Source organism: Alkalihalobacillus sp. AL-G, assembly GCF_030643805.1.
In the GTDB taxonomy this organism is placed as follows: domain Bacteria; phylum Bacillota; class Bacilli; order Bacillales; family Fictibacillaceae; genus Pseudalkalibacillus.
The window spans coordinates 3010934-3037780 of sequence record NZ_CP094656.1 but is presented as its reverse complement, the minus strand read 5'-3'; the positions used below and the strand labels follow the sequence as shown (position 1 = coordinate 3037780).

20 protein-coding genes and 1 other annotated feature are annotated in these 26847 nt (G+C 41.6%); of the genes, 12 read left to right on the top strand and 8 right to left on the bottom strand.

Going from position 1 to position 26847, the window contains the following annotated elements; all coding sequences use genetic code 11:
- The first annotated feature begins 220 nt into the window (after positions 1-220).
- The 3 genes from MOJ78_RS15495 to murC all read left to right on the top strand — a co-directional run bounded on the left by MOJ78_RS15495 (position 221) and on the right by murC (position 5513).
- On the top strand, positions 221-2644 hold the full coding sequence (locus MOJ78_RS15495) for a DNA translocase FtsK (protein ID WP_304978235.1): 2424 nt from the start codon (positions 221-223) through the stop codon (positions 2642-2644).
- A 120-nt stretch (positions 2645-2764) separates the two neighbouring features.
- On the top strand, positions 2765-3862 hold the full coding sequence (locus MOJ78_RS15490) for a nicotinate phosphoribosyltransferase (RefSeq protein ID WP_304981277.1): 1098 nt from the start codon (positions 2765-2767) through the stop codon (positions 3860-3862).
- A 349-nt stretch (positions 3863-4211) separates the two neighbouring features.
- Entirely contained in the window at positions 4212-5513 is a 1302-nt protein-coding gene (gene murC / locus MOJ78_RS15485; RefSeq protein WP_304978234.1) for a UDP-N-acetylmuramate--L-alanine ligase, read from the top strand.
- A gap of 216 nt (positions 5514-5729) precedes the next feature.
- On the opposite strand, the gene MOJ78_RS15480 is transcribed toward murC, so the two are convergent.
- A complete protein-coding gene (locus MOJ78_RS15480) occupies positions 5730-6845 on the bottom strand; it encodes an aminopeptidase (protein ID WP_304978233.1) in 1116 nt (371 codons plus the stop codon).
- A 254-nt stretch (positions 6846-7099) separates the two neighbouring features.
- Here MOJ78_RS15480 and MOJ78_RS15475 point away from each other — a divergent pair, with 254 nt between their 5' ends.
- The 5 genes from MOJ78_RS15475 (at position 7100) to ccpA (ending at position 10815) form a co-directional block, all read left to right on the top strand.
- Positions 7100-7534 carry a DUF948 domain-containing protein gene (locus tag MOJ78_RS15475; RefSeq protein ID WP_304978232.1) on the top strand — a complete coding sequence of 145 codons (435 nt, stop codon included), beginning with the start codon at positions 7100-7102 and terminating at the stop codon, positions 7532-7534.
- 22 nt (positions 7535-7556) lie between these two features.
- Positions 7557-8018, top strand: coding sequence for a YtxH domain-containing protein (locus tag MOJ78_RS15470; RefSeq protein WP_304978231.1), 462 nt, complete (start codon positions 7557-7559; stop codon positions 8016-8018).
- 3 nt (positions 8019-8021) lie between these two features.
- Entirely contained in the window at positions 8022-8357 is a 336-nt protein-coding gene (gene ytxJ / locus MOJ78_RS15465; protein ID WP_304978230.1) for a bacillithiol system redox-active protein YtxJ, read from the top strand.
- Positions 8358-8605: 248 nt separating this feature from the next.
- On the top strand, positions 8606-9682 hold the full coding sequence (locus MOJ78_RS15460; RefSeq protein ID WP_304978229.1) for a bifunctional 3-deoxy-7-phosphoheptulonate synthase/chorismate mutase: 1077 nt from the start codon (positions 8606-8608) through the stop codon (positions 9680-9682).
- A 128-nt stretch (positions 9683-9810) separates the two neighbouring features.
- Complete coding sequence (gene ccpA / locus MOJ78_RS15455) at positions 9811-10815, top strand: catabolite control protein A (RefSeq protein WP_304978228.1); 1005 nt, start codon at positions 9811-9813, stop codon at positions 10813-10815.
- A 37-nt stretch (positions 10816-10852) separates the two neighbouring features.
- On the opposite strand, the gene MOJ78_RS15450 is transcribed toward ccpA, so the two are convergent.
- The 3 genes from MOJ78_RS15450 to MOJ78_RS15440 form a co-directional block, all read right to left on the bottom strand.
- Positions 10853-12013, bottom strand: a complete 1161-nt coding sequence (locus MOJ78_RS15450) for an acetoin utilization protein AcuC (protein ID WP_304978227.1) — start codon at positions 12011-12013, stop codon at positions 10853-10855.
- Positions 12010-12642, bottom strand: coding sequence for an acetoin utilization AcuB family protein (locus MOJ78_RS15445; RefSeq protein WP_304978226.1), 633 nt, complete (start codon positions 12640-12642; stop codon positions 12010-12012). Before MOJ78_RS15445 ends, MOJ78_RS15450 begins: the two co-directional genes overlap by 4 nt.
- Positions 12643-13032: 390 nt before the next feature.
- Positions 13033-13677 carry a GNAT family N-acetyltransferase gene (locus MOJ78_RS15440; protein ID WP_304981276.1) on the bottom strand — a complete coding sequence of 215 codons (645 nt, stop codon included), beginning with the start codon at positions 13675-13677 and terminating at the stop codon, positions 13033-13035.
- 527 nt (positions 13678-14204) lie between these two features.
- On the opposite strand from MOJ78_RS15440, the gene acsA reads away from it, so the two are divergent.
- Positions 14205-15920: an acetate--CoA ligase gene (acsA, locus tag MOJ78_RS15435; RefSeq protein WP_304978225.1), complete on the top strand. Its 1716-nt coding sequence runs from the start codon at positions 14205-14207 to the stop codon at positions 15918-15920.
- 328 nt (positions 15921-16248) lie between these two features.
- Here acsA and MOJ78_RS15430 read toward each other — a convergent pair whose 3' ends face one another.
- On the bottom strand, positions 16249-19086 hold the full coding sequence (locus tag MOJ78_RS15430; protein ID WP_304978224.1) for a transglycosylase domain-containing protein: 2838 nt from the start codon (positions 19084-19086) through the stop codon (positions 16249-16251).
- 159 nt (positions 19087-19245) lie between these two features.
- Positions 19246-19465 (top strand) — a binding site (T-box leader).
- 434 nt (positions 19466-19899) lie between these two features.
- On the opposite strand from MOJ78_RS15430, the gene tyrS reads away from it, so the two are divergent.
- Positions 19900-21141 (top strand): tyrosine--tRNA ligase, encoded by a 1242-nt coding sequence (gene tyrS / locus MOJ78_RS15425; protein WP_304978223.1) that lies wholly within the window; start codon positions 19900-19902, stop codon positions 21139-21141.
- A 114-nt stretch (positions 21142-21255) separates the two neighbouring features.
- Here the strand turns inward: tyrS and rpsD are convergent, their stop codons facing one another.
- Positions 21256-21858, bottom strand: coding sequence for a 30S ribosomal protein S4 (gene rpsD / locus MOJ78_RS15420; protein ID WP_304978222.1), 603 nt, complete (start codon positions 21856-21858; stop codon positions 21256-21258).
- A gap of 357 nt (positions 21859-22215) precedes the next feature.
- Between rpsD and megL the strand changes: the two genes are divergently transcribed.
- Positions 22216-23406: a methionine gamma-lyase gene (gene megL, locus MOJ78_RS15415; RefSeq protein ID WP_304978221.1), complete on the top strand. Its 1191-nt coding sequence runs from the start codon at positions 22216-22218 to the stop codon at positions 23404-23406.
- Between the two features lie 62 nt (positions 23407-23468).
- Here the strand turns inward: megL and MOJ78_RS15410 are convergent, their stop codons facing one another.
- Together MOJ78_RS15410 and hisJ are read right to left on the bottom strand one after the other, a co-directional pair.
- The gene (locus tag MOJ78_RS15410) at positions 23469-23948 is read right to left on the bottom strand and encodes a GAF domain-containing protein (RefSeq protein WP_304978220.1); all 480 of its coding nucleotides are present in this window, start codon (positions 23946-23948) and stop codon (positions 23469-23471) included.
- Positions 23949-24063: 115 nt separating this feature from the next.
- Positions 24064-24882 carry a histidinol-phosphatase HisJ gene (gene hisJ, locus MOJ78_RS15405; protein WP_304978219.1) on the bottom strand — a complete coding sequence of 273 codons (819 nt, stop codon included), beginning with the start codon at positions 24880-24882 and terminating at the stop codon, positions 24064-24066.
- A gap of 212 nt (positions 24883-25094) precedes the next feature.
- Between hisJ and ezrA the strand changes: the two genes are divergently transcribed.
- Complete coding sequence (ezrA, locus tag MOJ78_RS15400; protein WP_304978218.1) at positions 25095-26795, top strand: septation ring formation regulator EzrA; 1701 nt, start codon at positions 25095-25097, stop codon at positions 26793-26795.
- The last annotated feature ends 52 nt before the right edge of the window (positions 26796-26847 follow it).

Genomic DNA, 26847 nt, shown 5'->3' with positions numbered 1-26847 from the left:
AAAATAAATGAGTAGTTTGATTTGTTCTTTACGATTCCCCCTTATTTTCAATCGAGTAATTAGGTATTCTTATAGTATCAATTTTTTACACTAGTTTTTTCTACCCGTTAACAAAGAAAATATTTTCTATAGTATAAGGGCAACTAAGGCAACCGCCAACCCTAGGCCTCGCGCTAACCAAGTTTTCTTTATTGAAATTCGAAGTAAAGGTGAATGCTACATGTCAAATTGGCTAAGAAAAATGAAAGACCTATTACTAGAAAGTGATCATGACGAATTGGGTGACGGTAATCCGGACGGGGAAACTCAATCACGCCCTAGCTCCAATCCTGTAGGTCGGATTGAAGACAGCAACCGTTCTATCAAACCAAAATTTGTACATCAATATCCAAAGGAAGGGAATTTTCGCTTTCCTTTAATTCCTGATGAGAAACAGACACAGAAACATACATACGGTCGAACCGTGAGAAAACAAAAACAGGATAGTACTACCAAAAAAACACCTAAGCAAAAAACTCGAAAAGAAACAACACGAGAGAAATTTACCGGTATAAATTTTAAACCGAGTGAAATCCCCTCACCGATATACGGTTACGGGAAACGCCCGGAAATTTTCCCTCCTGTTTTGAATAGGGAAGTAGAGGAAGAAGTACTTGTTGTTGAAGAACAAGACAACATGGGTATCGAAAGTAGTCCGGAACCGTTTCCGCTCATATCTGATGCCCACAAACAGGTTCGGATGGAGGGCCATGCGGACAATCAATTTGATGAATCCGAAAATGGAAAGGTCGATGCAGTTAATTCAGAGCAAGCCGAAATTGACGGTATACAATCAAATGAAATAAATATGAAAACGTTGAATTACCGAGAACAGGATGAGTGTGAAGAACACTTTGATCCATTATACGAGGAAGTTGACCTTGCGTTTTCTGAAGAAACTGCTGCCACGCTCGTAGAGGAAAATAAATCGATAGACTGTCATGAGGAAGACCAACCGGTTCAGCCTGAAAAAAAGGAATCACCAATCCAACGGGTACGGAGATACAAAGAACTGCGAGAGAAAAAGGATAATGGAAAGACCAGGATTCCGTTTAATGTAATGATGCTTCAAAAAGACCGCCAACGCAGACCTTCAGCAGAGACAAAAAAGACTGAAACACCTAAGAAGGAGATAGGAACATCAAAGCCTGAAACACCTCATAAGGATGTAAATGGTGGCTATCGATTTCCGACAGTAAATCTGCTGGATTCACAGCCAGTTCAAGTGGAAAATGATGAGCTATGGCTATGCGAGCAAAAGGAATTATTACAATCCACATTGAACAACTTTAATGTAAAGGCACATGTCATTGGTGCAACAAAAGGACCTTCAGTAACCCGGATTGAGGTACAACCTGCCCCTGGGGTAAAGGTGAACAAAATTACGAATCTAGCTGATGATATTAAGCTCAGTCTTGCAGCAAAGGACATCCGAATGGAAGCTCCTATCCCAGGACGGAATGCGATAGGTATCGAGGTTCCAAACAAAGTAAGTAAACCTGTTACAATTCGAGAAATCGTTACGGATCCGATTTTTAAAGAGAGTCGATCGACATTATCTGTTGCACTTGGTCTTGACATATCGGGGAAGCCAGTTGTTACAGATCTGCAAAAAATGCCGCATGGTTTGATAGCTGGGGCAACTGGATCAGGAAAGAGTGTCTGTATCAATTCCTTGCTCATCAGTATTCTATTCAAGGCTAATCCAGATGAAGTTCGCCTGCTCTTAATTGATCCGAAAATGGTAGAGCTTGCCCCATATAACCATTTGCCGCACCTCGTAACACCGGTAATTACCGATGCAAAAGAAGCAACAATGGGCTTGAAGTGGGCTGTCGAGGAAATGGAACGTCGCTATGAGCTGTTTGCCCGTACTGGAGTCCGTGACATGGAGCGCTACAATAAATTAGTCTTAGGAAAAGGGACACCTGATCAAAAATTGCCTTACATTGTTGTCGTGATTGATGAGCTCGCTGACCTGATGATGGTATCACCACAGGATGTCGAGGATGCGATTTGTCGTATTGCTCAAAAGGCACGAGCTTGTGGAATCCATTTGCTGTTGGCAACTCAACGACCTTCTGTAGATGTTATCACCGGTCTCATCAAAGCGAACATTCCAACTCGTGTTGCCTTTGCGGTATCCTCACAGGTTGACTCAAGAACAATTATTGATATGAGCGGGGCTGAGAAGCTGTTAGGACGTGGGGATATGTTGTTTCTCGGTAATGGTGTCTCAAAGCCGGTTCGTATACAAGGGAACTTCGTATCAGATGATGAGATCGAGCGGATTACAGAGCATGTGAAACGCCAGAAAACCACGTCCTATTTGTTTGAAAAGGAAGAACTCGTTCAATCAAGCCGTTCATTTGAACAGGATGATGAACTGTTCGATGAAGCGTTCGAGTTCGTATTAGAGCACGGGACAGCATCTTCTTCAGCGCTGCAAAGAAGGTTTCGCGTCGGTTTTAATCGAGCCGCTCGATTAATCGATATGATGGAGGCGAAAGGACTTGTATCAGAAGCAATGGGAAGTAAGCCTCGGAATGTCCTAGTGACTAAACAGGAATATTATAATCAAACAGGTGATGACGTGAAGCAATAGTGTTTCGTAGTACTTGTATATTTAACAACCGTTATATAAGATAAGTAATGGAATATTAATTAATGTTAAAGTGGATTTTGAACATCAGAGTATGTAAAGGAATAGGTGTACGTTATGGATATGAAGGAAATCGAATTGAAAATGCAAGGGAAAATCAAACGTTTGACCAACCGTACGTTTAAGTTTGATGAGCGGGTTGGAGATGGATGGTTTTCTGCTGTATATTTTTTAAAGACGTGTCAAATTGCAGAAAAGCATCGACCGGACAATGTAGTAACGATGCAGTTTTTCCAAAAAAAACATGCAGTTTTGTGCGGGACGGATGAAGCGATTGCTCTGATAAAGAAATTTGCACATGCCCCAGATTCACTCGAGATTTTTTCACTTAAAGACGGTGATAAGATCGAGCCGTATGAAACCGTGCTGACAATCACTGGTCCATATCAAAACTTCGGCTTCTTGGAAGGAATCATCGATGGCATCCTGGCTAGAAGAACTTCCGTTGCGACGAACGTTTATAATGTTGTAAAAGCTGCAAGCACTTCTGGCGTTCAAAAGCCAGTGATCTTCATGGGTGACCGTGATGATCACTATACACAGCAAGCTGGCGATGGGTATGCCTCTTACATAGGTGGATCTACTGCCCAGGCGACACACGCGATGAATGAGTGGTGGGGAAAAAGAGGAATGGGGACGATACCTCATGCATTACTCCAGTTGTTTAATGGTGATATTGTAGCAGCGACACATGCCTATCATGAAGAGTTTCCCGAGGATGAGTTGATTACACTCGTAGATTATAATAACGATGTTGTCACCGACTCTCTGAAGGTAGCAAGGGAGTTTGGCAAAGAGCTGAAGGGAGTTCGAATTGATACCTCACGTACACTTGTGGATCAATACTTTTGGAGAAACCAGGATGTTCTTGGTAAGTTTGATCCTCGTGGCGTAAACCCTGAGTTGATTTTCGCATTAAGGTCAGCTCTTGACGCTGATGGCTATAACCATGTCAAGATTGTCGTCAGCGGCGGATTCAATGAAGAACGGATCCGTACTTTTGAGACGCGGAATGTACCCGTTGATATTTATGGTGTAGGTAGTTCGCTCCTTAAAATTCATATCGGATTTACTGGGGACAATGTCCTCCTCGATGGAAAAGAAGAAGCAAAAAAAGGGAGAAAGCACCAGCCTAACCCAAGGCTGGAAAAAGTGGATTAATCTAAACCGCATTAATAGCTTGATCACCGTAAAGTCAAGATTGGTAGAACCACTATGTTTCTGATATAATTGTAAAATAGTTTTAAAGGTAGTTCAAAAAGTCCGAGGGCTAACTGGGTATGAGCCAGCTTGACGTTATCACAGGACGATGATATTTAGTGGAACTTCATTAAGAAGCTTTTTCGGCTCTTTTGATCCTCCTTTTTGGACCAATATCTATTAAGGGAATTTTTCGTTTTTCACGTAATTAAGAATGATTAGAGGGCAACAAGCCCCAAGTATACGATTCACGCATATAATAAAATCAAATTTATGTGCAGCGATTCCAGACTAGTTGGAGGTTCGTTTTATGACAACATACCATTTTGTTGGTATTAAAGGGACTGGTATGAGCCCTTTAGCACAAATCCTGCATGACATGAACTATCACGTACAAGGGTCCGATATCGAAAAAAATATCTTTACCCAACAAGCCTTGGAAGAACGAAATATACCAATACTCTCTTTTGATACAGAAAATGTTCAAGCAGATCAGGTGATTATTGCGGGTAACGCTTTTCCGGATGAACATAAGGAAATCGCAAAAGCAACGGAATTGGGACTGCCAATTTACCGATATCATCATTTTCTTGGTGAATTTATTAAGAATTTCACAAGTGTGGCAGTAACCGGTTCACATGGGAAAACCTCAACCACAGGGTTATTGGCACATGTTTTGAAAGCGGCCAGTCCGACTTCTTATTTAATTGGAGATGGGTCTGGTAAAGGGATGGAAGATAGTGAGTATTTCGTATTTGAAGCTTGCGAGTATCGTCGTCATTTTCTTTCATACGAACCAAGTTATGCGATCATGACGAATATCGATTTCGATCATCCAGATTATTTTAAAGATGTAAATGATGTATTTGATGCATTTCAATCTATGGCATTACAGGTTCAAAAAGGGATAATTGCTTGTGGTGATGACCCTTATTTACAACAAATGCAAGCAAAGGTTCCGATGCTTTTTTATGGGATGAATGAAAATAATGACTTTCAGGCAGGGAACACCCAAGTAAGTCCTGAAGGAACAACATTTGATGTGTTTGTCCGCAATGCGTTTTATGAAACGTTCACTATTCCAGGGTATGGAAAGCACAACGTTCTAAATGCTTTGGCTGTTATTGCACTCTGTCATTATGAAGAGGTCGAGGTAAGCATTATTCAACAACAATTGAAAACGTTTAAAGGCGTTAAGCGTCGTTTTACGGAAAAAGTAGTGGGACAACAAGTACTTATCGATGACTATGCACATCACCCGACAGAAATTAAGGCGACGATCGAATCAGCGAAGCAAAAGTATCCTGAAAAAGAAGTAGTCGCGATATTTCAACCGCATACGTTCACGCGAACCCAAACCTTTTTAAACGAATTTGCTGATAGCTTAAGTCAAGCAGATTCGGTATATTTGTGCGATATATTCGGATCAGCGAGGGAAAATGCCGGTGATTTGCGTATTGAAAACCTTCAAGAGCGTATACCGAATTCGGTAATCATTAGTGAAGATTCAATTGACTGTTTATCAGAGCATACAAACAGTGTTTTACTGTTTATGGGTGCTGGTGATATTCAGAAGTTTCAAAGGGCATATGAAAGTAAGCTCGCATCATAGATGAGAATAAAAACTGACCTGAAATCGGTGACGATGACAGGTCAGTTTTCGTGATTCCGCAGTTAATTCTCAGAGTTCGCAGTTAATCGAGCTAATGTAATGACACCGTACCACACAAATGGGCTTCGGAACTTTAAATAGAGCTTTTTTCATATCAATCCAAAAATAAAGGATGCTATCCCCCAAAACAAGGGAAACAGCATCCTTTTTCCAGCTCTATTTTAGGTTTTCGGGGTTCAGTGCTTCAAGTTCTGGTAAAATAAAGCGGCCGTCTTTTCGAATGAGTACACCATCAAAGTAGATTTCACCGCCACCGTATTCGGGCCGTTGGATGCAAACCATATCCCAATGGATGTCAGAATTATTGCCATTGAACGCCTGATCGTAGCATTGCCCTGGAGTGAAGTGGAAGCTGCCATCGATCTTTTCGTCAAATAATATATCCTGCATCGGATTTTGGATATAAGGGTTCACACCGATTGCGAACTCCCCAATGTAACGTGCTCCTTCATCCGTATCGAGTACTTTATTAATCCGTTCGGAATCATTTGCAGTCGCTTCAATGACCTTTCCATCCTTGAACGTAAGACTGATGTTTTCAAATACAAAGCCTTGATATGGGGAAGGAGCATTATACGTAATTATACCGTTAACAGACTCGCGTACAGGTGCTGTGTAGACTTCACCATCTGGCAGGTTGTGATGGCCTGCAGATTTGTTCGATGGGATATCCTTTATCGAGAATTTCAAGTCCGTTCCTGGTCCTTTAATGTGCACAATATCTGTACGGTCCATCAAGTCTGCGAGTGGTTTCATAGCTTCAAGCATGTTACTGTAATCCAGGTTACACACATTAAAATAAAGGTCTTCAAATGCCGGAGAACTCATATCGGCGAGCTGCGCCATTGCGGAGTTTGGATATCGCAAAACAGTCCACTTCGTTTTCGGGATCCGAATGGTACGATGTACGGGTGTATATACTTTATTTTGATACATCGCCATTTTTTCAGAAGGAACATCTGAAAGCTCAGAAATATTATCTCCAGAACGGATCGCTACATAAGCATCCATCTCCTTCATGATTGCTTTTTCAAACCGTCCTTGTGCTTCCAGCTGTTCCTCAGTTGCATCCATTAATAATGCTCGTTGTGTCGTTTCATCTTTAAGCGTTACGTAAGGATGACCTCCAGCTTTATGAGCCTCCTCAACTAAAGCGTTCACAAGCTCCTTTTGATAACCTGTGTTTTCGATTAATACCTTTTCCCCTGGCTGAAGGCTAACCGAATATGTAATAATGTTATTGGCAAGACTTTGGATTCTTGGGTCTCTCAATTTCTTCCTCTCCTTTCAAGATTTAAGAACTTCGACAACCTAGTCAATTTCGTCCCACTATCTATTCTACAACACTTGATGAAGCTCGCCCAAGTTTTATACTAAGAAAACAGTCAAGGCAGCTATTTCTTTTATTTAGGCTAAAAGATAGCAGGATTGTGAATGGACTACAGAGAATTTCTCTATAGTAGATACATGGTTTAATGAATAGCTCAAATGGGAAAAGTTATACTATACAGGAGGTGGTGAAAAACATGGAAATAATCTTGTATTTAAGTGTTGCACTTATCGCAATAGCATTCACTGTACTGGTCGTTTTTATTTCGAGAACATTAAAGTCCCTTCAGCATACCCTGACCAACGTTGCGCATACACTCGATGGTCTTGAAAAGCAACTGGATGGTGTGACGAAGGAAACCACAGAGCTCTTACATAAAACCAATCGACTTGCAGAGGATGTTCAGCAAAAATCAGAATCACTCAATTCTGTATTTAATGGTGTAAAAGATATTGGGGATAGTATTTCCAATGTCAGTCATTCCGTTAAGACGGTATCCGGCCGTATTGCTAGGGAAGGGGAACGGCAGTCTGAAACGGTAACACAGGTCCTTCAATGGAGTAATGCAGTTTTGGATGTATGGGAAAAGTGGAAGCGCAAGAACAGAAAAATAGAAGAGACATCAAATTAATAAAATAGAGGAGGACGATAGTATGACTACTCAACAGACAGATAAAAAAGAGTCATCATCAATCGATACGAAGGATTTTCTGATCGGGTCACTTATAGGTGGAATCGTTGGTGCAGCGACCGCTCTTTTGCTTGCTCCTAAATCAGGGAAAGAACTTCGAACCGATTTGAATGAACAAGCCATCGTTATTAAGGATAAAAGTAATGAGGTTGCGACGCTTGCAAAAGAAAAGTCATCAACTCTTGCACAGAATGTCAACGATCAAACCAATCAAGCAGCATCACGTGTGAAGGATTTTTCGACGAATGTACGGGATGATTTTAACAAGTGGAAAAACAAAGACACGGACTTAAACGAATTAGAAGAAGAATACAATGACGGAAAAGCTGATGCAATAGAAGACGCAATGCAAACTGCGAACGAGGAACTCAATACGATTGAACCCAACCTTGGACAAAAACATCAGCCATCTGAGACAAAATAATCAATGAAAAAAATATCAACATGGGGAGAATTCACTTCCATCGATGGAAATCAACCATTTTATTTCCTGAAGAACAGTACAACATGTCCAATTAGTCAATCGGCATTCGAAGAGGTTGAGCATTTCTCAGAGGATCATCCGAATTCACCTGTATATTTCCTGAATGTACAAGACTCACGAGAATTATCTAATCGGATCGCCGAACACTTTAAGGTCAAACACGAATCTCCTCAGCTTTTTCTGATTTCGAATGACCAGGTACTTCATCACGATTCGCACTGGAAAATCACGTACTCCGCTTTAGAAGAGATCAATCAAAAAATGAATAGCTCAACATAGGAAGGGGTTGGCTCAATCGAGTCATCCTTTTTTCCACGTTAAGAAAGTAGATAAAATACTTTCTATAGTATAAGCGCAGCTACGACTCTGCTTTCGCCTAAAGGCTCGGCAATCGTCGAGTTTTTTTTTTGACGTTTTCTTTATTACTCGAAAGTCAATAGTGGACGGAGCGGATATGGTAGACTAAACTAGAAATAGAATAAAGTATTATTCGTGTAGATTATTTTTTTGTCCTAGGAAGTGAAAATATGAGCAATCAAGAATTAGATCGGCTACGTAAACAAATCGATCACATCAATTTGGAATTGGTTGAGCTTTTAAATAAGCGAGCAGAAATTGTGCAGGAAATCGGTCATGTTAAAAAGAAGCAAGGAATAAATCGCTTCGAACCGGTTCGTGAACGAATCATGCTCGATATGATAGCAGAACACAATCAAGGTCCATTCGAAACGCCTACCCTTCATCATTTATTTAAACAAATTTTCAAGGCTGGACTAGAGCTGCAGGAGGATGATCATAGCAGAACCTTGCTCGTCTCTAGAAAAAATCAGCCTGAGAACTCCATTATCGATGTACTAGGTGAGACGATCGGCGATGGGAAGCAACGAATTATTTCAGGTCCTTGCGCTGTTGAATCCTATGACCAGGTGGATTCGGTTGCCGAAGCAGTGAAAAAGCAAGGTGTAAAGCTCTTACGAGGAGGAGCATTTAAACCCCGCACTTCCCCATATGATTTTCAAGGGCTAGGTATGGAAGGGCTGAAAATCCTGAAGGAAGTAGCAAAAAAGCATGACCTTGCCGTTGTAAGTGAAATTGTAAATCCAGCAGATCTTGAAGAGGCGATTGAATATGTTGATGTGATCCAAATCGGCGCACGTAACATGCATAACTTCGAGCTTTTAAAGGAAGCAGGGAAAGGAAATAAGCCTGTTCTCTTAAAGAGAGGATTAGCAGCGACGATCTCTGAATTCATGAATGCTGCAGAATATATCATGTCAAAAGGAAACGGCCGAATCATTCTCTGTGAACGTGGGATCCGCACTTATGAAAATGCAACACGAAACACCCTGGACATCTCCGCAGTTCCAATCCTTAAACAGGAGACACATCTTCCGGTTTTTGTAGATGTAACCCATTCAACGGGAAGACGGGATCTTTTATTGCCGACTGCAAAAGCTTCACTTGCAATTGGTGCTGACGGAGTTATGGCAGAGGTTCATCCAGATCCAGCAGTTGCTTTATCGGATGCTGCTCAGCAGATGGATATCAACCAATTTAATGAATTTGTTGAAAAGCTTAGAGAAACGAATTCAAGCCTTGTTTAGCCTACGTCAAGGCTTGGCTTTATCAAGTTTTCTTTAGGTGAATAGTAGAAAATGCGTAAGATAGGATACAATAAAATAAAAGAAAGTAATGCGGATTAAACGACAACGCACTGAAGAAGGAGGCCGTTATGAACAGTAATACAACTATATATGATGTTGCGCGTGAAGCAGGGGTATCAATGGCTACCGTTTCGCGTGTCGTAAATGGAAACCCGAATGTTAAACCAGCTACCCGAAAAAAAGTGCTTGATGCCATTGAACGACTTGGATATCGTCCAAACGCAGTGGCTCGAGGGCTTGCAAGCAAGAAAACAACCACAGTCGGAGTGATCATTCCGGATATATCCAGTATCTTTTTTGCTGAGCTTGCTCGAGGTATTGAAGATATCGCAACGATGTATAAATACAACATTATCCTTTGTAATTCAGATCAAAACAAGGAGAAGGAAATCCATCTTCTGAATACACTTTTAGGAAAACAAGTAGACGGAATCGTATTTATGGGTGGAAAAATAACCGAAGAGCATGTTGAAGAATTCAAGAGCTCTCCTGTACCGATTGTCCTTGCAGCTACCGTTTCACCTGATGAGGAGATTCCAACGGTTAATATCAACTATCAAGAAGCGGCTCGAGATGCGATTCAATTGTTGATTGAACGTGGTCATACCTCCATCGGAATGGTGTCTGGACCACTTGAAGACCCGATCAACGGCTATCATAAATTTTCTGGTTACAGAACTGCCCTGGAAAATGCGAATTTTGAGCTTAACGAGGATCATGTGTTCATTGGTGATTACACGTATGATTCAGGACTTGAAGCGGCAGAAAAGTTTTTACAGTTAAAAGAAAAGCCTTCAGCTGTTTTTGTTGGTACTGATGAAATGGCTCTTGGCGTTATTCATGGAATGCAGGATAAAGGGGTCCATGTTCCAGAGGATATTGAAGTAATAGGCTTTGATAATACGAGGCTTGCTTCGATGGTTCGTCCCACTTTGACTACTGTCGTTCAACCAATGTATGATATCGGTGCTGTAGCAATGCGCCTATTGACAAAGTTTATGAACAATGAAACCGTTAGTGAACGCACAGTGGTTTTACCACACAGAATCCAGTTACGGGATTCAACGAAATAAGATGAAGATGGGAGGTTAAGCACCTCCCACCTTTAATTTATACCGATCGTCGCTCATTGCGGATATGCTGAAGTGCGCGTGTTAGCATAAGATGGTTCTTCTCGCAAATTTCCTTTTTTCTTGGAATAGGTGAGTAAAGTGCATCTGGATCCTCCCATGATTGCGGCAGTTCCAATGAGGTACGTGATTGCCACTTAACAAGCCATGCCTTCGGAAGAGGTCCATTGAGGTCGATGCCATTCATTTCCGCCCATAATAAAGACCATGCACGAGGGACAACACGCCAAATATCATAGCCTCCTCCACCAACGGCAATCCATCTTCCTTTTGCATGCTGAATCGCTGCCTTTTTTACAATCTGAGGAATTGTCTTATACGATTTCATAGTTGCTGATAAATGAGTTAATGGGTCCCAGTAATGGGCATCTACTCCGTTTTGACTAATGATCACGTCAGGCTTGAAATATCGCGCAATTTCATCGATCGCTACCTCTAAAATCGGAATCCAGGAATCGTCCTCTGTAAATGCATCCAAAGGAATGTTAAACGACAGTCCATAGCCTTTACCTGCACCTTTTTCAGATACATTACCCGTACCAGGGAATAAATATCGTCCCGTTTCATGTACCGAAAACGTACAAACATTTGGATCATCATAAAAAGCCCACTGTACACCATCTCCATGGTGTGCATCTGTATCAATGTACAAGACACGCGCATTGTATTTTTGCTTCATATACTCAATTGCGATGGAGCTGTCATTATAAATGCAAAATCCGGATGCTTTACCGCGAAAACCGTGATGGAGCCCACCACCAAGGCTGAGGGCTTGCTTTGCGCTCCGTTCGAATACATTTTCAACTGCAGTAAGGGTTCCTCCTACCAGCCATGCACTCGCTTCGTGCATATTCGGAAAAGTCGGAGTATCCTCTGTATTTAGTCCATAGCTTGAAGCCTGTGTTTCAGGGAGAATACCTTTTCCAGCCTGTTTAACAGCATTAATGTATTCCTCGCTATGGATAAGAGCGATCTCCTCATCGGTTGCTTTTCTCGGTTTTACGATCTGCTCGTCAGGAAGAATACCAGCATCCTTCAATAGTTCATAAGTTAATTTCAGTCTAAGTGGATTGAAAGGGTGTTTGTTACTGAATTTATAGTCTAACAATTCGTCTGAATACACAAAAACAGGTCGGGTCATAGTCGTTCTCCGGGGACTGCAGGCCATAACACGTTGTATCCTTCGGCCCGCAAGCTTTCAATGATCACTTTGGGATTCATCGTCTGAACGCGTAGTACGAGTACCTTCGTCAATTCTATTTCTCCAGGATAAACGAGAACGCTTGTAATGTTCACGTGATGTTTTTTAATCACAGCTGTTACTTCTGCAAGCTTACCAGCAATATTATCAACGCTTACCTCAATTTGTGAACTAGGCTGGTGAGCACCTGTCAACTGGATCAACGTATAAAGCATGTCCCTCTCTGTAATGATTCCGACAACGTGTTGATCTTCTACGACTGGAATACAGCCGATTCGTTCATCGTAAAAAATTGATAATAGCTCCTCAATAAATTCTCGGGGGTGTGCTGTTATCACGTTGCGAGTCATTACCGATTCGATAAGTGCAGAAGCAGGATCGGATTCATTTCCTGTGTTCTTCCACTCGATCAGGTCGCGGTCGGAGACGATTCCGATTAGCTTAAGATCGTCATCCACAACTGGAAGGTGGCGAATGCGATGTTGTTTCATTTGTTGTTTACCTTCTTCAATTGTAGCTTTTTCTGATACAGTAACCACTTTACGATTCATCATCGCTTCAACTTTCAATTCCCTTCACCTCCCTAATAATGTAGGTTCAAAAAGGAGGATAAAAAGAGCCGAGATTTCTGAAGTTCAACTAAGTACGTTACGTCCTGCACCTGCGGTTATTCGGCGCAAAACCACACAGATGTATACAAGTACATAGTCTTGTAACAACGTTGAACCGACTCACATCCTGTGAGTCCGAGGCACAACAGTCTCGAGGAAGGCTACTCACTTGAAGGCATCGCTGCTGCCTTGTACCGAGGAAGCTTTCATCGATAGCATCGACTAGTTAGACAAAGGTACACAATGAATGTACATCGATGAAATCAATACTTCCTTGTAATAAATGAGGACCGAAGAGACCGAGTAACGAAGAAATGCGACAGCTATTTTTACCGGACTTTTGAACTTTTAATACATAAAACGGTTCTGAAAACGGAGCTGATCAAACTGCTGTATTGATTCACGATCGACCCGTTTTCCGATTCTGGCCATTAAACAGTTTGCCGGATGTGAACTAATTTCCGGATCATCTGTTGCAAACCATTCCAAACCGCCTGCGTTCATCATTTTTTCCATTACTTTACGATAATCCCAAACTGAAAGACCGGTTCCTTTTAAATCCCAATGCCAGTAATATTCAGTAGTTATGATTATATAGTCTTCCATTGCATCATCCATCATTGATACGTTCAATAAATTCTTACCAACTTTAAAGTTTCTGAATTCAGGAATGATTTCAATTGCACCTAATTCAAGAAGGTTCTCCATATTTCCTTGAGACCAGCGTTCCAGTGGGTCGGGATATACATAGGTTACGTATCCAACAATCGTTGACTGGTTTCTTGCTATAATAATTCTTCCTTCTGGTAATCCCGCAATTTCAATAAGAGCTTTATGTTGCTCAGAAGGGGGGCGGAATGCAGTTAAATGGTCATGAAATTCATACCCGGCAAGAGCGGTTGCTTTAATTGGACCTTCGAGTATAAGTTTTCCCTTAGGTGTGTTCAGTGTTTTCGCGTTATAAATTTTCGTATGTTTTAAGATTGTTTTCACCACCAATGCTAAACTCTATCTCTATTATACATGAATCCGACTTAATGTAAGGGCTTTCAATCGAAATTTTACCAACTGTTTTAAAAATTGAGAATAGTCAATTTTATGCTATACTAATAGTAATTCAATTTAGAGGTTGTTCAAAAAGTCCGATTAAAACAGCTGTCGAATTTCTTCGTTGGTCGGTCTCTCCGGTCTTCATGTATTACAATGAGGTAGGAGCTACAACAGATGAACAATCATTGTGCACCTGCGTTTGCAAGGATATGCTAACGAAGAAAGCATCCTCGGTGCAAGGTAACGAGGATGTTTTCAAGTAAGTAGCCTTCCTCGAGACTATCCCGCCTCAGGCTAACAGGATGTGAGTCAGTTCAACCTTGTTACAAGACTACGCACTTGTTATACATCTGTGTGGTTTTGCGCCGAGTAACCGCAGGCGCAGGACGTAACGGTTGAACTTCAGATATTCGGCTCTTTTTATCCTCTTTTTTGAACACATATTATTAGATAAAGGGGAGATGTGGACTATGAAAGTAGAAGCGCTTCCGGTTATTAAAGGTGATTTTAACCTGGAAAATTATGAGGCTGCCTATGGATCGTTTGACTGGTCAGAGGTAGAGAAGAATTTCACTTGGTCTAAAACGGGTCGGGTCAATATGGCGTATGAAGCGATTGACCGGTTTGCAGAGACTGCAAAAAAGAATCAGGTTGCTCTTTATTTCTCCGATGCCATACGTGATGAAAAGTATACATTCAAAGAAATGAAAGAGTATTCGAACCAGGCAGGAAATCTACTAAAAGACTTAGATGTTGAAAAAGGGGATCGTGTATTTATTTTCATGCCTCGTTCTCCAGAATTGTACTTTGTATTGCTTGGTGCACTAAAGGTAGGAGCGATCGTTGGTCCTCTTTTTGAAGCGTTCATGGAAGGGGCCGTTCGTGATCGACTGGAGGACAGTGAAGCAAGCGTCCTTGTTACGACTCCAGAATTGCTTGACCGTGTACCTGTCTCGGAATTACCTGCACTAAAACACGTTGTACTCGTAAGTGAAAATGTAGAAGAGGACGACGTTTATGCAGATTATTACAGCAGGATGGAGAAGGCAAGTAAACATCTTGATATTGAATGGATGGATCGTGAGGATGGAATGATTCTTCATTATACTTCTGGATCGACTGGGAAACCAAAAGGAGTTCTCCATGTCCATAATTCTATGATCCAGCATTATCAAACTGGTAAATGGGTACTCGACATGAAGGATGATGATGTGTATTGGTGTACGGCTGATCCTGGTTGGGTTACCGGAACATCATACGGAATATTTGCGCCATGGTTAAACGGAGTATCGAATGTAATCCGCGGTGGCCGTTTTAGTCCAGAGGATTGGTATTCAACGATCGAGAAATACGGTGTTACAATATGGTACAGCGCTCCGACTGCGTTCCGTATGTTGATGGGAGCTGGCGAAGAGGTTGTGAAGAGATTCGATTTATCCTGTCTTCGTCATGTGCTTAGTGTTGGGGAACCGTTAAATCCAGAGGTCGTACGTTGGGGATCGAGGGTGTTTGATCGACGAATCCATGATAACTGGTGGATGACCGAAACAGGTGCACAGATTATCAGCAATTATCCATCAATGGAAATTAAACCTGGATCGATGGGGAAGCCGTTTCCTGGAATTGAGGCTGCGATTGTTGATGACCAAGGTAATGAAGTTCCGCCGTATCGAATGGGTAACCTTGCAATCAAAAAAGGATGGCCTTCGATGATGCGGGCAATTTGGAATCGACCTGAAAAGTACGAATCCTATTTCTCTATCGGAGATTGGTATATCTCGGGTGACTCCGCATATATGGATGAGGATGGTTACTTCTGGTTCCAGGGCAGGATTGACGATGTGATCATGACCTCTGGGGAACGTGTAGGACCTTTCGAGGTTGAGAGTAAGCTCGTTGAACACCCTGCGATTGCAGAAGCAGGTGTCATCGGTAAACCTGATCCTGTTCGAGGAGAAATCATCAAAGCTTTCATTTCGTTGCGAACGGGTTATGAAGTTAGTGACGAATTGAAGGAAGAAATTCGTACATTTGTGAAAAAAGGACTCGCTGCACATGCAGCACCTAGGGAAATTGAGTTTAAGGATAAGCTTCCAAAAACAAGGAGCGGTAAGATCATGCGCCGTGTCTTGAAGGCCTGGGAGCTTGACCTTCCAACTGGAGACTTATCAACGATGGAAGACTAAACAATATTAATAGAGAGCGGGATGACTCCTTTGAGCGAGTCATCCCGTTTTTATATGCTTAAAATCGATGATAGCATTAACGAATTGTGGCTGAAATGGTGCGTGGGATCGGGACCTTATTACTATGTGGGGCCGAATTATCGGATTCAGTGGCCGAAATATTTGGATCCGTGGCCGAAATAATAAGGCGGCTTCTAAAATGAACAGCTGTAATCTGGTTTAGAAGTTCAGATAACCAGCAAATAACTCAATGTAGCTCTTTTTTTTATGATCAAATCTGAATAAAAAAAGGCCTGAGGGAGCTTTTTTCGCTCCACTCAGGTCATTTTTACTCCTGGTTCGATTCAGTTTGTGTTCCTTCTTCCTCTTTTGGCGGTGGCGGAAGAGGTGGTTCAACTGGTTCGTCAGGTTCACCTTCTCCAGGAGGCGGATCACCCGGTTCGTCCGGCTTACCCTCATCCGGTGGAGGTGGATCCTCGCCAACTTTTACAGAATTACTGTTCGCGGATTCTTTCCCGGCTATATCCACAGCACGCACGATGTAGGTGAAGTTTCCACCAGAGATCTTGAAGCTGGTTTCATTACCGCCAACTACCTGACCTATCGCCTTAAAGTCAGTCGTACCGTTCGCAGCGCGGTAAATTCGATAACCCACTACATCATTTTCTCCAGATGCTCCCCAAGTAAGGGCAGCCCCGCTTTTCTTAATAGAAACAGCACCAGGCGCTTTTCCGTTATCTTTTAGTTCATCTTCACCAATGATATTCTCCCAATCGTCTTGGATGATGTCCTCAAGATCGATATCTTCAAAATAATCTTCCTTAATCATAATTCCTTCAGCAGTAAATGCTTTAGGAGTTCCTTCTAATGCCTTGAACTTATCACCTTCAGAATTGACAACGTAATTGACGCGTTGGAGACTATCGTCTTCTTCTTTCGGCAAGAATTTGACATTGAAGAGGTCTGTTCTAACGAGTCCAGCTTCTTTACACAATTCAGATGGCAATTTTCCAGAAATCGCACAGAAGGATGCCGTCGTAATACCACCCGGACGCGGAATTCTACCGCTTGGATCCATCAATTCTGGATTAACATCATAGGCTGCATTTGCAAGTGCTGCCCATATTCGGATACTCCGTCTTGTATGTGAGCCGTGATGGCTATCAGAGAGTGTCTTAGGTGTATCGTAACCCATCCACAAGCCGAGTGTGACATTCGGATTCGTAGCCATAAACCAAGCATCACGCGTTTTCTGGGATGTCCCGGTTTTTCCGGCCCAGTCAGAATTGAATTTTAAAAATGAATTTGCACTTGCACCTGTTCCACTGTTGAATACTGTTCTCAGCATATCGTATGTTAAATACGATGTTTGCGGAGAAAAGACTTCCACCGGCTTTGATTTATGTTCAAATAAGACATCGCCATTTTTTGAAACGATCCTTTCAATCATAAACGCATCCTTGAATTGACCGCCATTTGCAAATGTTGAAAATGCATTTGTGGTTTCTTCGACGGTTACCCCATTGGTTGCGCCACCGAGCGAAAGGGCACGGTTGTATCTTTCTTCTTCAAGAATGGTCGTAAAACCCATCTCAAAAAGGTTTTCTGTTGCTCTTAGCGGGTCCATTTTCACATAAGTTCTCGCAGCTGGTATGTTATAAGACCACTGTAACGCTTTCCGGGCAGTTACAAGCCCGTGATAGCCAAATCCGTAGTTTGTAACTGGCCACGGTGATGGCCCACCGTAATAGGTGAACTTTGTATCTGGAATGATCGATCCTGGTTGAATGATCCCCATTTCCATTGCAGGTGCGTATACAAGCAGCGGCTTCATCGTTGAACCATTTTGACGTACGGCTTGAGTCGCATGGTTCAGGTTTTCTTGTTGATAATCCCGACCACCGACAAAGGCGAGTATTGCACCGGTCTTATTATCCATCAGCATTGCACCTATGTCTTCGATTTCCTCTTGACCAGTTGATGGTTCGATTCGGTTCGGTCCATAGGGTACTTGTGCCTTTGCATGCTGGAATCCATCATGTATTTTCTTGTGGATTGTCGTATGGATTTTAAAGCCTTCCTTCCGTAATACGAGATCAGCTGCATTGTTATAGCTTTCCTTTTCCGTTGGAGTCAATTCAGAATACTTTTTCCCATCTTCCTTCGCCAGCTGGACTTTCATGATGTCCGTTGCGCGTCGTTCAATCTCCATTGTCAACCACGGATATGCTTCAAACGGACTTGGCGTATTTTTCGCAAAGTCTTTTGTCACATCATAGGCTATTGCTTTTTTATACTTTTGATCGCTTATATAACCTGCATCATTCATTCTCGATAAAACGGTTTTCATCCGATCGAGTCCAGGTTGAAGATCTTCCTTCAATCCGCCTCCATTCGTAAACGGTGTATAGCCAAATGGACTTTGAGGAAGCCCGGCAATATAAGCTGCTTGCGGCAAGTTCAAATCCTTGGCATCCACGCCGAATATCCCTTGGGCAGCGGCTTGTATTCCAGCAATATTGCGACCGGATGCGTTTCGGCCGAATGGGACGACATTCAAGTAAGCTTCTAGAATCTCATCTTTGTCAAAATAACGCTCAAGCCGTAACGCAAGCAGCATTTCCTTCGCTTTCCGATCGAAAGAAACCTCATTCGTCAAGATTTGATTTTTAACAAGCTGTTGTGTCAGTGTACTACCACCAGTTTGAACAGCAGCTCCTGTCACTTCTTGAAAAATAGCACGAGCAATCGCTTTTGGAACAATACCTTTATGTTCATTGAAATACTGATCCTCCGTAGCGATCACCGCATTTTTGATATGTGGTGAAATATCCTTTATGTCTACCTCTTGGCGAATGACATCCGAACGAAGATTCCCAAGTAATGTTCCATCGTTAAAGTAGATTTTACTCGTCTCTGTGTAATTGTAAATATCGGTTCTCATCTCATCATAGCTTCGAATGGGTTCATCTTTTACAAGAGAAGCAAAATATCCTGCACCAACCCCGGTTGCAAAAAATCCTCCCGCTACTCCTAGCACGATGAATATTAAGAACAGATTCCACATGACCTTACCGGTAATCCGGCTTATTTTAAAGACGTTTTTTTCGTCTAAAACCTTCATGAAATTCTTCACTTTATCCATGAAAGTGGATATGTATTTCATGATCATACCCCCCTAATTTTCCAATTTTCATTATAGCATATCCACAAGTAGTGGAATAGGTTTTCTATCAATTTCATTCAAAACAATTAGTAGAAAAGTTGACAGGGAATTTAAAGATGTGGTAAATAAGAAGAACAATACAAATCCTAAAATAAATAATGAAATGCGTGGACAGGAGCCCAGTAACATTTTCCTCCCTGATTGAAGAGAGCTGGTGGTTGGTGCAAACCAGTGCATAGGAAACTTGTGAATTACACCCTCGAGCACCTTTTGCCAGGAACAATACGTGCAAAAGGCGGTTACATAGCCGTTATTGAAAACAAGCGGAGGCAGATCATTGCCTCAAAAAGGATGGTACCGCGTTTAGAACGTTCCTTAATAGATTAAGGAGCGTTTTTTTATGTTAAAGAGGTTGTTCAAAAAGTCCGGTAAAAATAGCTGTCGAATTTCTTCGTTACTCGGTCTCTCCGGTCCTCATGTATTACAAGGAAGTATTGATTTCATCGATGTATTCATTGTGTACCTGCGTCTAACTAGTCGATGCTATCGATGAAAGCTTCCTCGGTACAAGGCAGCAGCGATGCCTTCAAGTGAGTAGCCTTCCTCGAGCAGACTGTCGTGCCTCGGGCTCACAGGATGTGAGTCAGTTCAACGTTGTTACAAGACTATGTACTTGTATACATCTGTGTGATTCTGCGCCGAGTAACCACAGGCGCAGGACGTAACGTACTTAGTTGAACTTCAGAGATTCCGGCTCTTTTGATCTTCTTTTTTGAACATCTACTTTAAGAACTTGAAAGGAGAATGTTAAAAATGACGACTGAACATACGTTAACAACTGAACAGATGGAAGAGGTGGAACGCCAGCTATCGATTTTAAGAAGAGGTATTATCGAAGTCGTTCCTGAGGATGATTTAAAAAGAAAACTCGAAAAGTCAATTCGGACGAACACACCTTTAAAAGTAAAACTCGGTCTCGATCCATCTGCACCTGATGTCCATGTCGGACATACTGTTCCGCTTCATAAGCTAAGGCAATTCCAGGAGCTAGGCCATGAAATTCAATTATTGATCGGAGACTTCACAGGCAGAATCGGTGACCCAACAGGAAAATCTGAAACAAGAAAGCAACTGACGGATTATGAAATTAAGGAGAATGCAAAAACATACTTCCAGCAATTCGGAAAGATCATCGACATGGAAAAAACGGAAGTGCATTTCAATTCAAAGTGGTTATCAGTATTGAATTTCGCTGATGTGCTTGAGCTGGCTGGTAAAGTTACGGTGGCGCGTATGTTGGAACGTGATGATTTTGAAAAGCGATACAAATCTAATCAGCCGATTTCGGTCCATGAATTTTTCTATCCGCTAATGCAAGGGTACGATTCAGTCGCATTGGAAACTGATATCGAGCTTGGAGGAACAGATCAAAAATTCAACTTGTTGATGGGACGTCAATTGCAGGACGAATTCGGAAAAGAAAAGCAGGTTGCGATGATGCTGCCATTGATCGAAGGACTCGATGGAGTCCGAAAGATGTCTAAGTCGCTAAACAACTACATTGGGATTGATGAACATCCTAACGAGATCTTTGGTAAATCGATGTCGATACCAGATGACCTCATGTTTAAATACTATGAACTAGCTACATCGGTTCCGATCGACGAAATTCGTTCAATGGAAGAAGGATTTGAAAAGGGTACGCTTCATCCGCGTGATTTGAAGGTGAAGCTTGCAAAAGAGTTCGTCCTGATGTATCACGGAAAAGAAGAAGCGGATGCAGCGGAACAGCATTTTAAAACGGTTTTCCAAAAAGGAGATCTTCCTGACGACATACCTGAGCATGATTGGAGCGGTGAAGATGAAGTGTGGATCGTGGACTTGATCGTCGAGCTCGGTTTACTGAACTCAAAAGGGGAAGCAAGACGCATGATTCAAAACGGCGGCGTAAAACTTAACCAGGAGAAAGTAAATGATGTCCAGCTTCAGGTGCATATCGAAAAGGATATGATCGTTCAAGTCGGTAAGCGGAAATTCATGAAAATTAATAAATAGAGCAAGAATCCATTTATGAAAAGGATGGCACAAAGCAACAGTAAATTGCTCGTCATCCTTTTTTAAATAAAAAAAGAGACTGACAAAAATGTCAGTCTCCTGTTTACGTTTGTATTAACGTGAGTAGTATTCGACGATAAGTGCTTCTGTAATCTCAGCAGGAAGTTCAGAACGCTCAGGGTAACGAGTGTACGTTCCTTCAAGCTTATTTTCATCAAATGTTAGGTACTCAGGTACGAAGTTGCTTGCTTCAAGTGCTTCCTTAACGATGTCAAGGTTGCTAGATTTTTCACGAAGACCAACAACTTGACCAAGTGCCAAACGATAAGATGGAATGTCTACACGTTTTCCGTCAACAGTCACGTGACCGTGGTTTACCAATTGACGAGCTTGACGACGCGTACGAGCAAGTCCTAAGCGATATACGATGTTATCAAGACGTGATTCAAGAAGAACCATGAATTGTTCACCGTGGATTCCGCCCATCTTACCAGCATCATCAAACAAACGGCGGAATTGTCGTTCATTTACTCCATACATGTGACGAAGCTTTTGCTTCTCTTGAAGCTGAAGTCCATATTCAGAGATCTTTCTGCGTTGGTTAGCACCGTGTTGTCCTGGTGCGTAAGGGCGTTTTTCTAATTCCTTCCCAGTCCCACTCAGTGAGATCCCTAATCGACGAGATATTTTCCATTTTGGTCCAGTATAACGAGCCATAAAATAGCTCCTCCTTCACTATTTTTGATTGTGTCAAAAAACAGTGCCGGTGTGATCGTTCACGTGTCCATTATGTTTTCATACACCTTCACTTCGACAGCGGGAAGCTACGTGATGTACCTTACTTACAATCAGCCGCAATTATAAGGAACATAATGAGAGAGCTCACATGAATTCACTTGGCTGTCTTCATTTACACAAAGAATAGTGTATAACGTCGACAAGTGAAAGTCAAGTGAATGTGTATGGAGAGTACAATTAAACGTATTCTGGTATATAATGTATGACAAAATCTGATCCAATTATGATACGATAAAACCAGAAAGCGCTTACATGGATTAAGGAGTGGTTAGAGAGATGAAGAAAGATAGAAGATTTGAAACACAAGTCATTCATACCGGATATTCATCAGAACAGCATCACGGATCCCTTGCTCCACCCATCTATTCAACATCAACATTTGTTTTCCCTGATGCTGAAACGGGAGAACAGCGATTTGCTGGCGATCAGGATGGATACATTTATTCAAGACTCGGGAACCCTACTGTAAAAATGCTAGAGGAACGGATTGCCGTATTGGAAGGTGGAGAGAAAGGACTTGCATTCGGTTCTGGGATGGCTGCGGTATCTGCGGTGCTACTCGGTTTAACACGATCGCAAGACCATATTCTTTGTTCGCAAGGTGTGTACGGCTGTACATTCGGGCTATTACGGATGATGAAGGACAAGTTTGATATTGATCATGACCTTATCGATATGTCTGATCCTGAAGTCATCGAGACTCACATCCGTCCAAATACACAAGTCATTTTTATCGAGACGCCGATCAATCCTACAATGACACTTGTTGATTTAGAGATGGTTAGTCAAGTAGCAGCACGCCATAACATTATGGTCGTTGTCGACAATACGTTTTGCACACCTTACATTCAACGTCCGTTATCACTTGGTTGCCATATCGTTATTCATAGTGCAACGAAATATATCGGCGGTCATGGGGATGTCGTTGCAGGCTTGGTTGTCAGTGATTCAGATACGATAGATATGCTTGCTTCGACAACGCAAAAAGATATTGGTGGAGTAATGTCCCCCTTTGATGCATGGCTGTTGCTTAGAGGATTGAAGACACTGCCGGTCCGTATGGATCGTCATTGTGACAATGCCATTTATATAGCGAATGCCCTAAAGGCACATCCATCAGTTGAACATGTATTTTACCCGGGTAATGATGAGTCCTCCGACTATTATATTGCCCAAAAACAAATGACGCGTCCCGGTGGGGTGATCAGCTTTACAATCAATGGTGGAAAAGAGGATGCCCAAAAGCTGATCAATACATTACAGCTATTAAAGATTGCGGTCAGCCTTGGTGATGCTGAGACATTAATTCAACACCCGGCAACTATGACACATGCTGTTGTACCAGAAGAATCCAGAACAAAAATGGGGATAACGGATAACTTGATTCGTATTTCAGTAGGACTTGAATCGAAGGAGGATATTTGGGAAGACCTAGAGCAGGCGCTTGAAGTCATCAAATATGTATAGTCTTAATAAAAAATGGGATCAGATTGCCTCCACTAAACAGGAGTGTGCCTAATCCCATTTTTTTATAGGTAAGTTGTCAAAACTTCGACGAATTGCTCAAGATACTTCTGATCAACTTCATCAAAGCGGGATGTAGACGGACTGTCGATGTCAAGAACCCCGATTGTTTTCCCGTTCTTATGAATCGGAACAACGATTTCAGATCGTGAAGCTGAATCACACGCGATATGTCCGGGGAATTGATGAACATCTTTAATTCGCATCGTCTTTAATTCCTTAACCGCAGTACCACAAACCCCTTTGCCAACTTTAATTCGCACACATGCCGGAAGCCCTTGGAACGGTCCGAGGACAAGCTCGTTTCCGCGCTGTAAATAAAAACCGACCCAGTTGACGTCCTCAAGGAACGTATTTAGTAGTGCAGAAGCATTTGCAAGGTTTGCAATTTGATCCGTTTCTCCTTCAAGCAAAGCATTGAGCTGTTTGATGACCATTTGATAGTTTTCTTCTCGTGTTCCTTTGTATGCACCGACGTTAAACACGATGAATCCCCCCTCACCATTCAGAAAATTAGTCCTATCATAACAAAATTCACAGAAACTTTCATGTAAAACATGATTGAATATAAAAAATAAGTTAAGCTACCGATAAAGTAACCTAAACTGGTCGCACGAGTGGTGCATTTTTTTTCAAACGGTTAAGGCCACGCCCCATTTCTTTAGCTTGATGAGCATCCGACCCGTATACAAGTGGTATTTTGTAATGTAGAGATTCATCGATTACCCAATCAGGTGGATAAGGCTCCCCACATAAAGGCTTCGCCACACCCGAACCATTATAGTCTAGCTGCATTTCATGTTCAGCGATGGATCTAAGTATAGATTGAATGGCCATCTTATTAATGTTCGGATTTGGGAATCTTTTTCTAAACTTCATGACGAGAGTGATGTGGCCGATTCGTTTCGGTTTATATGCTCCCAAATCAACAAGAATAGACTTCTGTAGCGTTTGATAATACAACTCATAAACGGATTCGACATTCCCATGGACTCGTAATAATTGTTCGAATGCTTCCGGGCTGTAATCCAGGCAATGATAGCCATCCTGTGCCTTTAAGAAATGTACGGATAAAATACTGTCGTCTAACTCTTTTCCATACTGATCGAGGAAATTGATTGATTCTTCTTCAAAGCCCTCAATATAATCGATTTCAAGTCCAGCGAAGATCATAAATTCATTTTCATATTGTTTTTTAAGGTTACGGATGTCTATTAAATATTCTTCAAGTTGGCCAAGATTCATTCCGCTATCTTGATTTGGAGTGGGATCAACAAATGATTCTGGTAATGGAGCATGCTCGGTAAAGGTGAGCCCTTTAAAACCTAATTGTATGGCTTTCTCAACATATCTGTGAAGTGCATCTTTCGTTCCGTGTGGACAATACGGGGTATGGACATGTCCGTCGAATAATACCATAGCCTACCTCCTCAAAGGAAAGTTTTCAAGATTCAGGAAAGTTTTTATCAATTTTTTGAAAAATGTAGTTAAAAAAATGAGTATACATGGTATTATAGTAGTTATGAAGATGGGCGAAAGCACATGGATTTTGGCGAAAAATGATAAAATATGATGATTTTAATAAGTAGTTTATAATACATAATTGAAAAAGGGAAGGAAGGATGGTCCCTATGATTTATATCTTAGTTGCACTAGTCGTTGTTCTTTCTGTTTTTATCGGTTTTGGTACATATTCCAGAAAAAAGGTCTATGATCAGATCGACCATCTCGAGTCACAAAAAATCAATATCATGAACCGTCCCTTATCAGAAGAAATTGCTAAGGTGAAAGCCCTTGAGATGATAGGCGAAACAGAAAAAAAGTTTGAAAGCTGGCGATCCGATTGGGACGAAATCGTAGCCGTAGAACTTCCGGATCTTGAAGAGAATCTATTTGATGCAGAAGAAGCTGCGGACAAGTATCGATTTAAAAAAGCACGCGGCATCTTATCAGAAACAAGACGACAGATATTCAATATTGAAGAAATGATTGATGAAATCTCAGGTGAAATCGATGAACTCGTCAAGAGTGAAGAATTGAACCGAAAAGAAATAGCTGAAATGACTGAACTGCATAAAGGACTTCGAAAGCATCTGATTACCCACTATCGTGCATTAGGGCCTTTAGCTGAAAAATTCGAAGCACGACTAGAAGAAATTTCAACAGATTTCAGCAAATATGGTGAGGAAACAGAAAACGGCAACCATATTGGCGCTCGTACATACATTGTGCAACTTGATGAGAAGCTCAGAGATTTGAAATATAAACTAGAGGTTGTTCCGGATCTTCTTTACCAGTTTCAAACTGAAATTCCGGCGATGATCAAAGAACTGAAAGAGGGATTAGCCGAAATGAATGAGCAAGGCTATCGCGTCGATCAGCTAGGGATTGAAAAAGAACTGGAAGTCGTCCATTATGCGTACGACCTCATCAAGGAAAAAGTAAATGCTGTAGAAGTTCAGGCAGCAAAGGAAGAAATGTCACAGTTAAATAAAAAGCTGGAAGAACTCTACGATATGCTCGAGTCTGAAGTGTTGGCTAAACAATTCGTACTATCTGAGGGTGTAGAAGTAAAGAAAAATGTTGAAAAGCTTGGTAATGAGATTCAGGACATGAAAGAAGAGACGAATGTCGTTCGATTAAGCTATCAGATCGAACAGGAAAACATTGATTTACAGGAACGACTTGAAAATTCATTTGAAAAAATCGAAAAACGTGCTTCGACGTGCTTCCACTCAATTGAAGAGGAGGATCAGTCGTTTACCTCTATAAAAGAAGTGTTTGATACGGTTACTAAGCAACTGGAAGAATTAAGAGAAATGACGGAGATTTATAAGGAAAAGCTTCAAAATCTTCGTAAGGATGAACTTGATGCAGTTGATAAAATACAAGAATTCCGCAAAAAACTGATTGATGCGAATAAAGAAGTTCACCGTAATAATTTGCCAGGGCTACCTGAAACGTATTATGATGCTCTTCAGGATGCTGAATATAAGCTTCAAGTCGTTTCTTCAAAATTATCTGATAAGCCACTTCAAATGGCTGATGTTTTGAATCAATTGATTGAAGCAGAGGAAGCTGTAGATGAAGTTTATTCTAAAACAAATCATTTAATCGATCGAGCTATTTGGGCAGAGCGTTTGATCCAATATGGCAATCGTTATCGTAGTAAATATATCACGGTCGCAGTAAAATTATCCGAAGCAGAACAAGCCTTTCGTACCTATGAATATGAGATTGCGTTAGAGCATGCTGCAGAGGCTCTGGATTCTGTAGAACCTGGTATTTTGAAGGAATTTGAAGAAAGCTTTCAATCTAAGGAAACAGTATAACAAATCATAAAAAGGGGACTGACGATTTCGTCAGTCCCCTTTATGCCCGGAC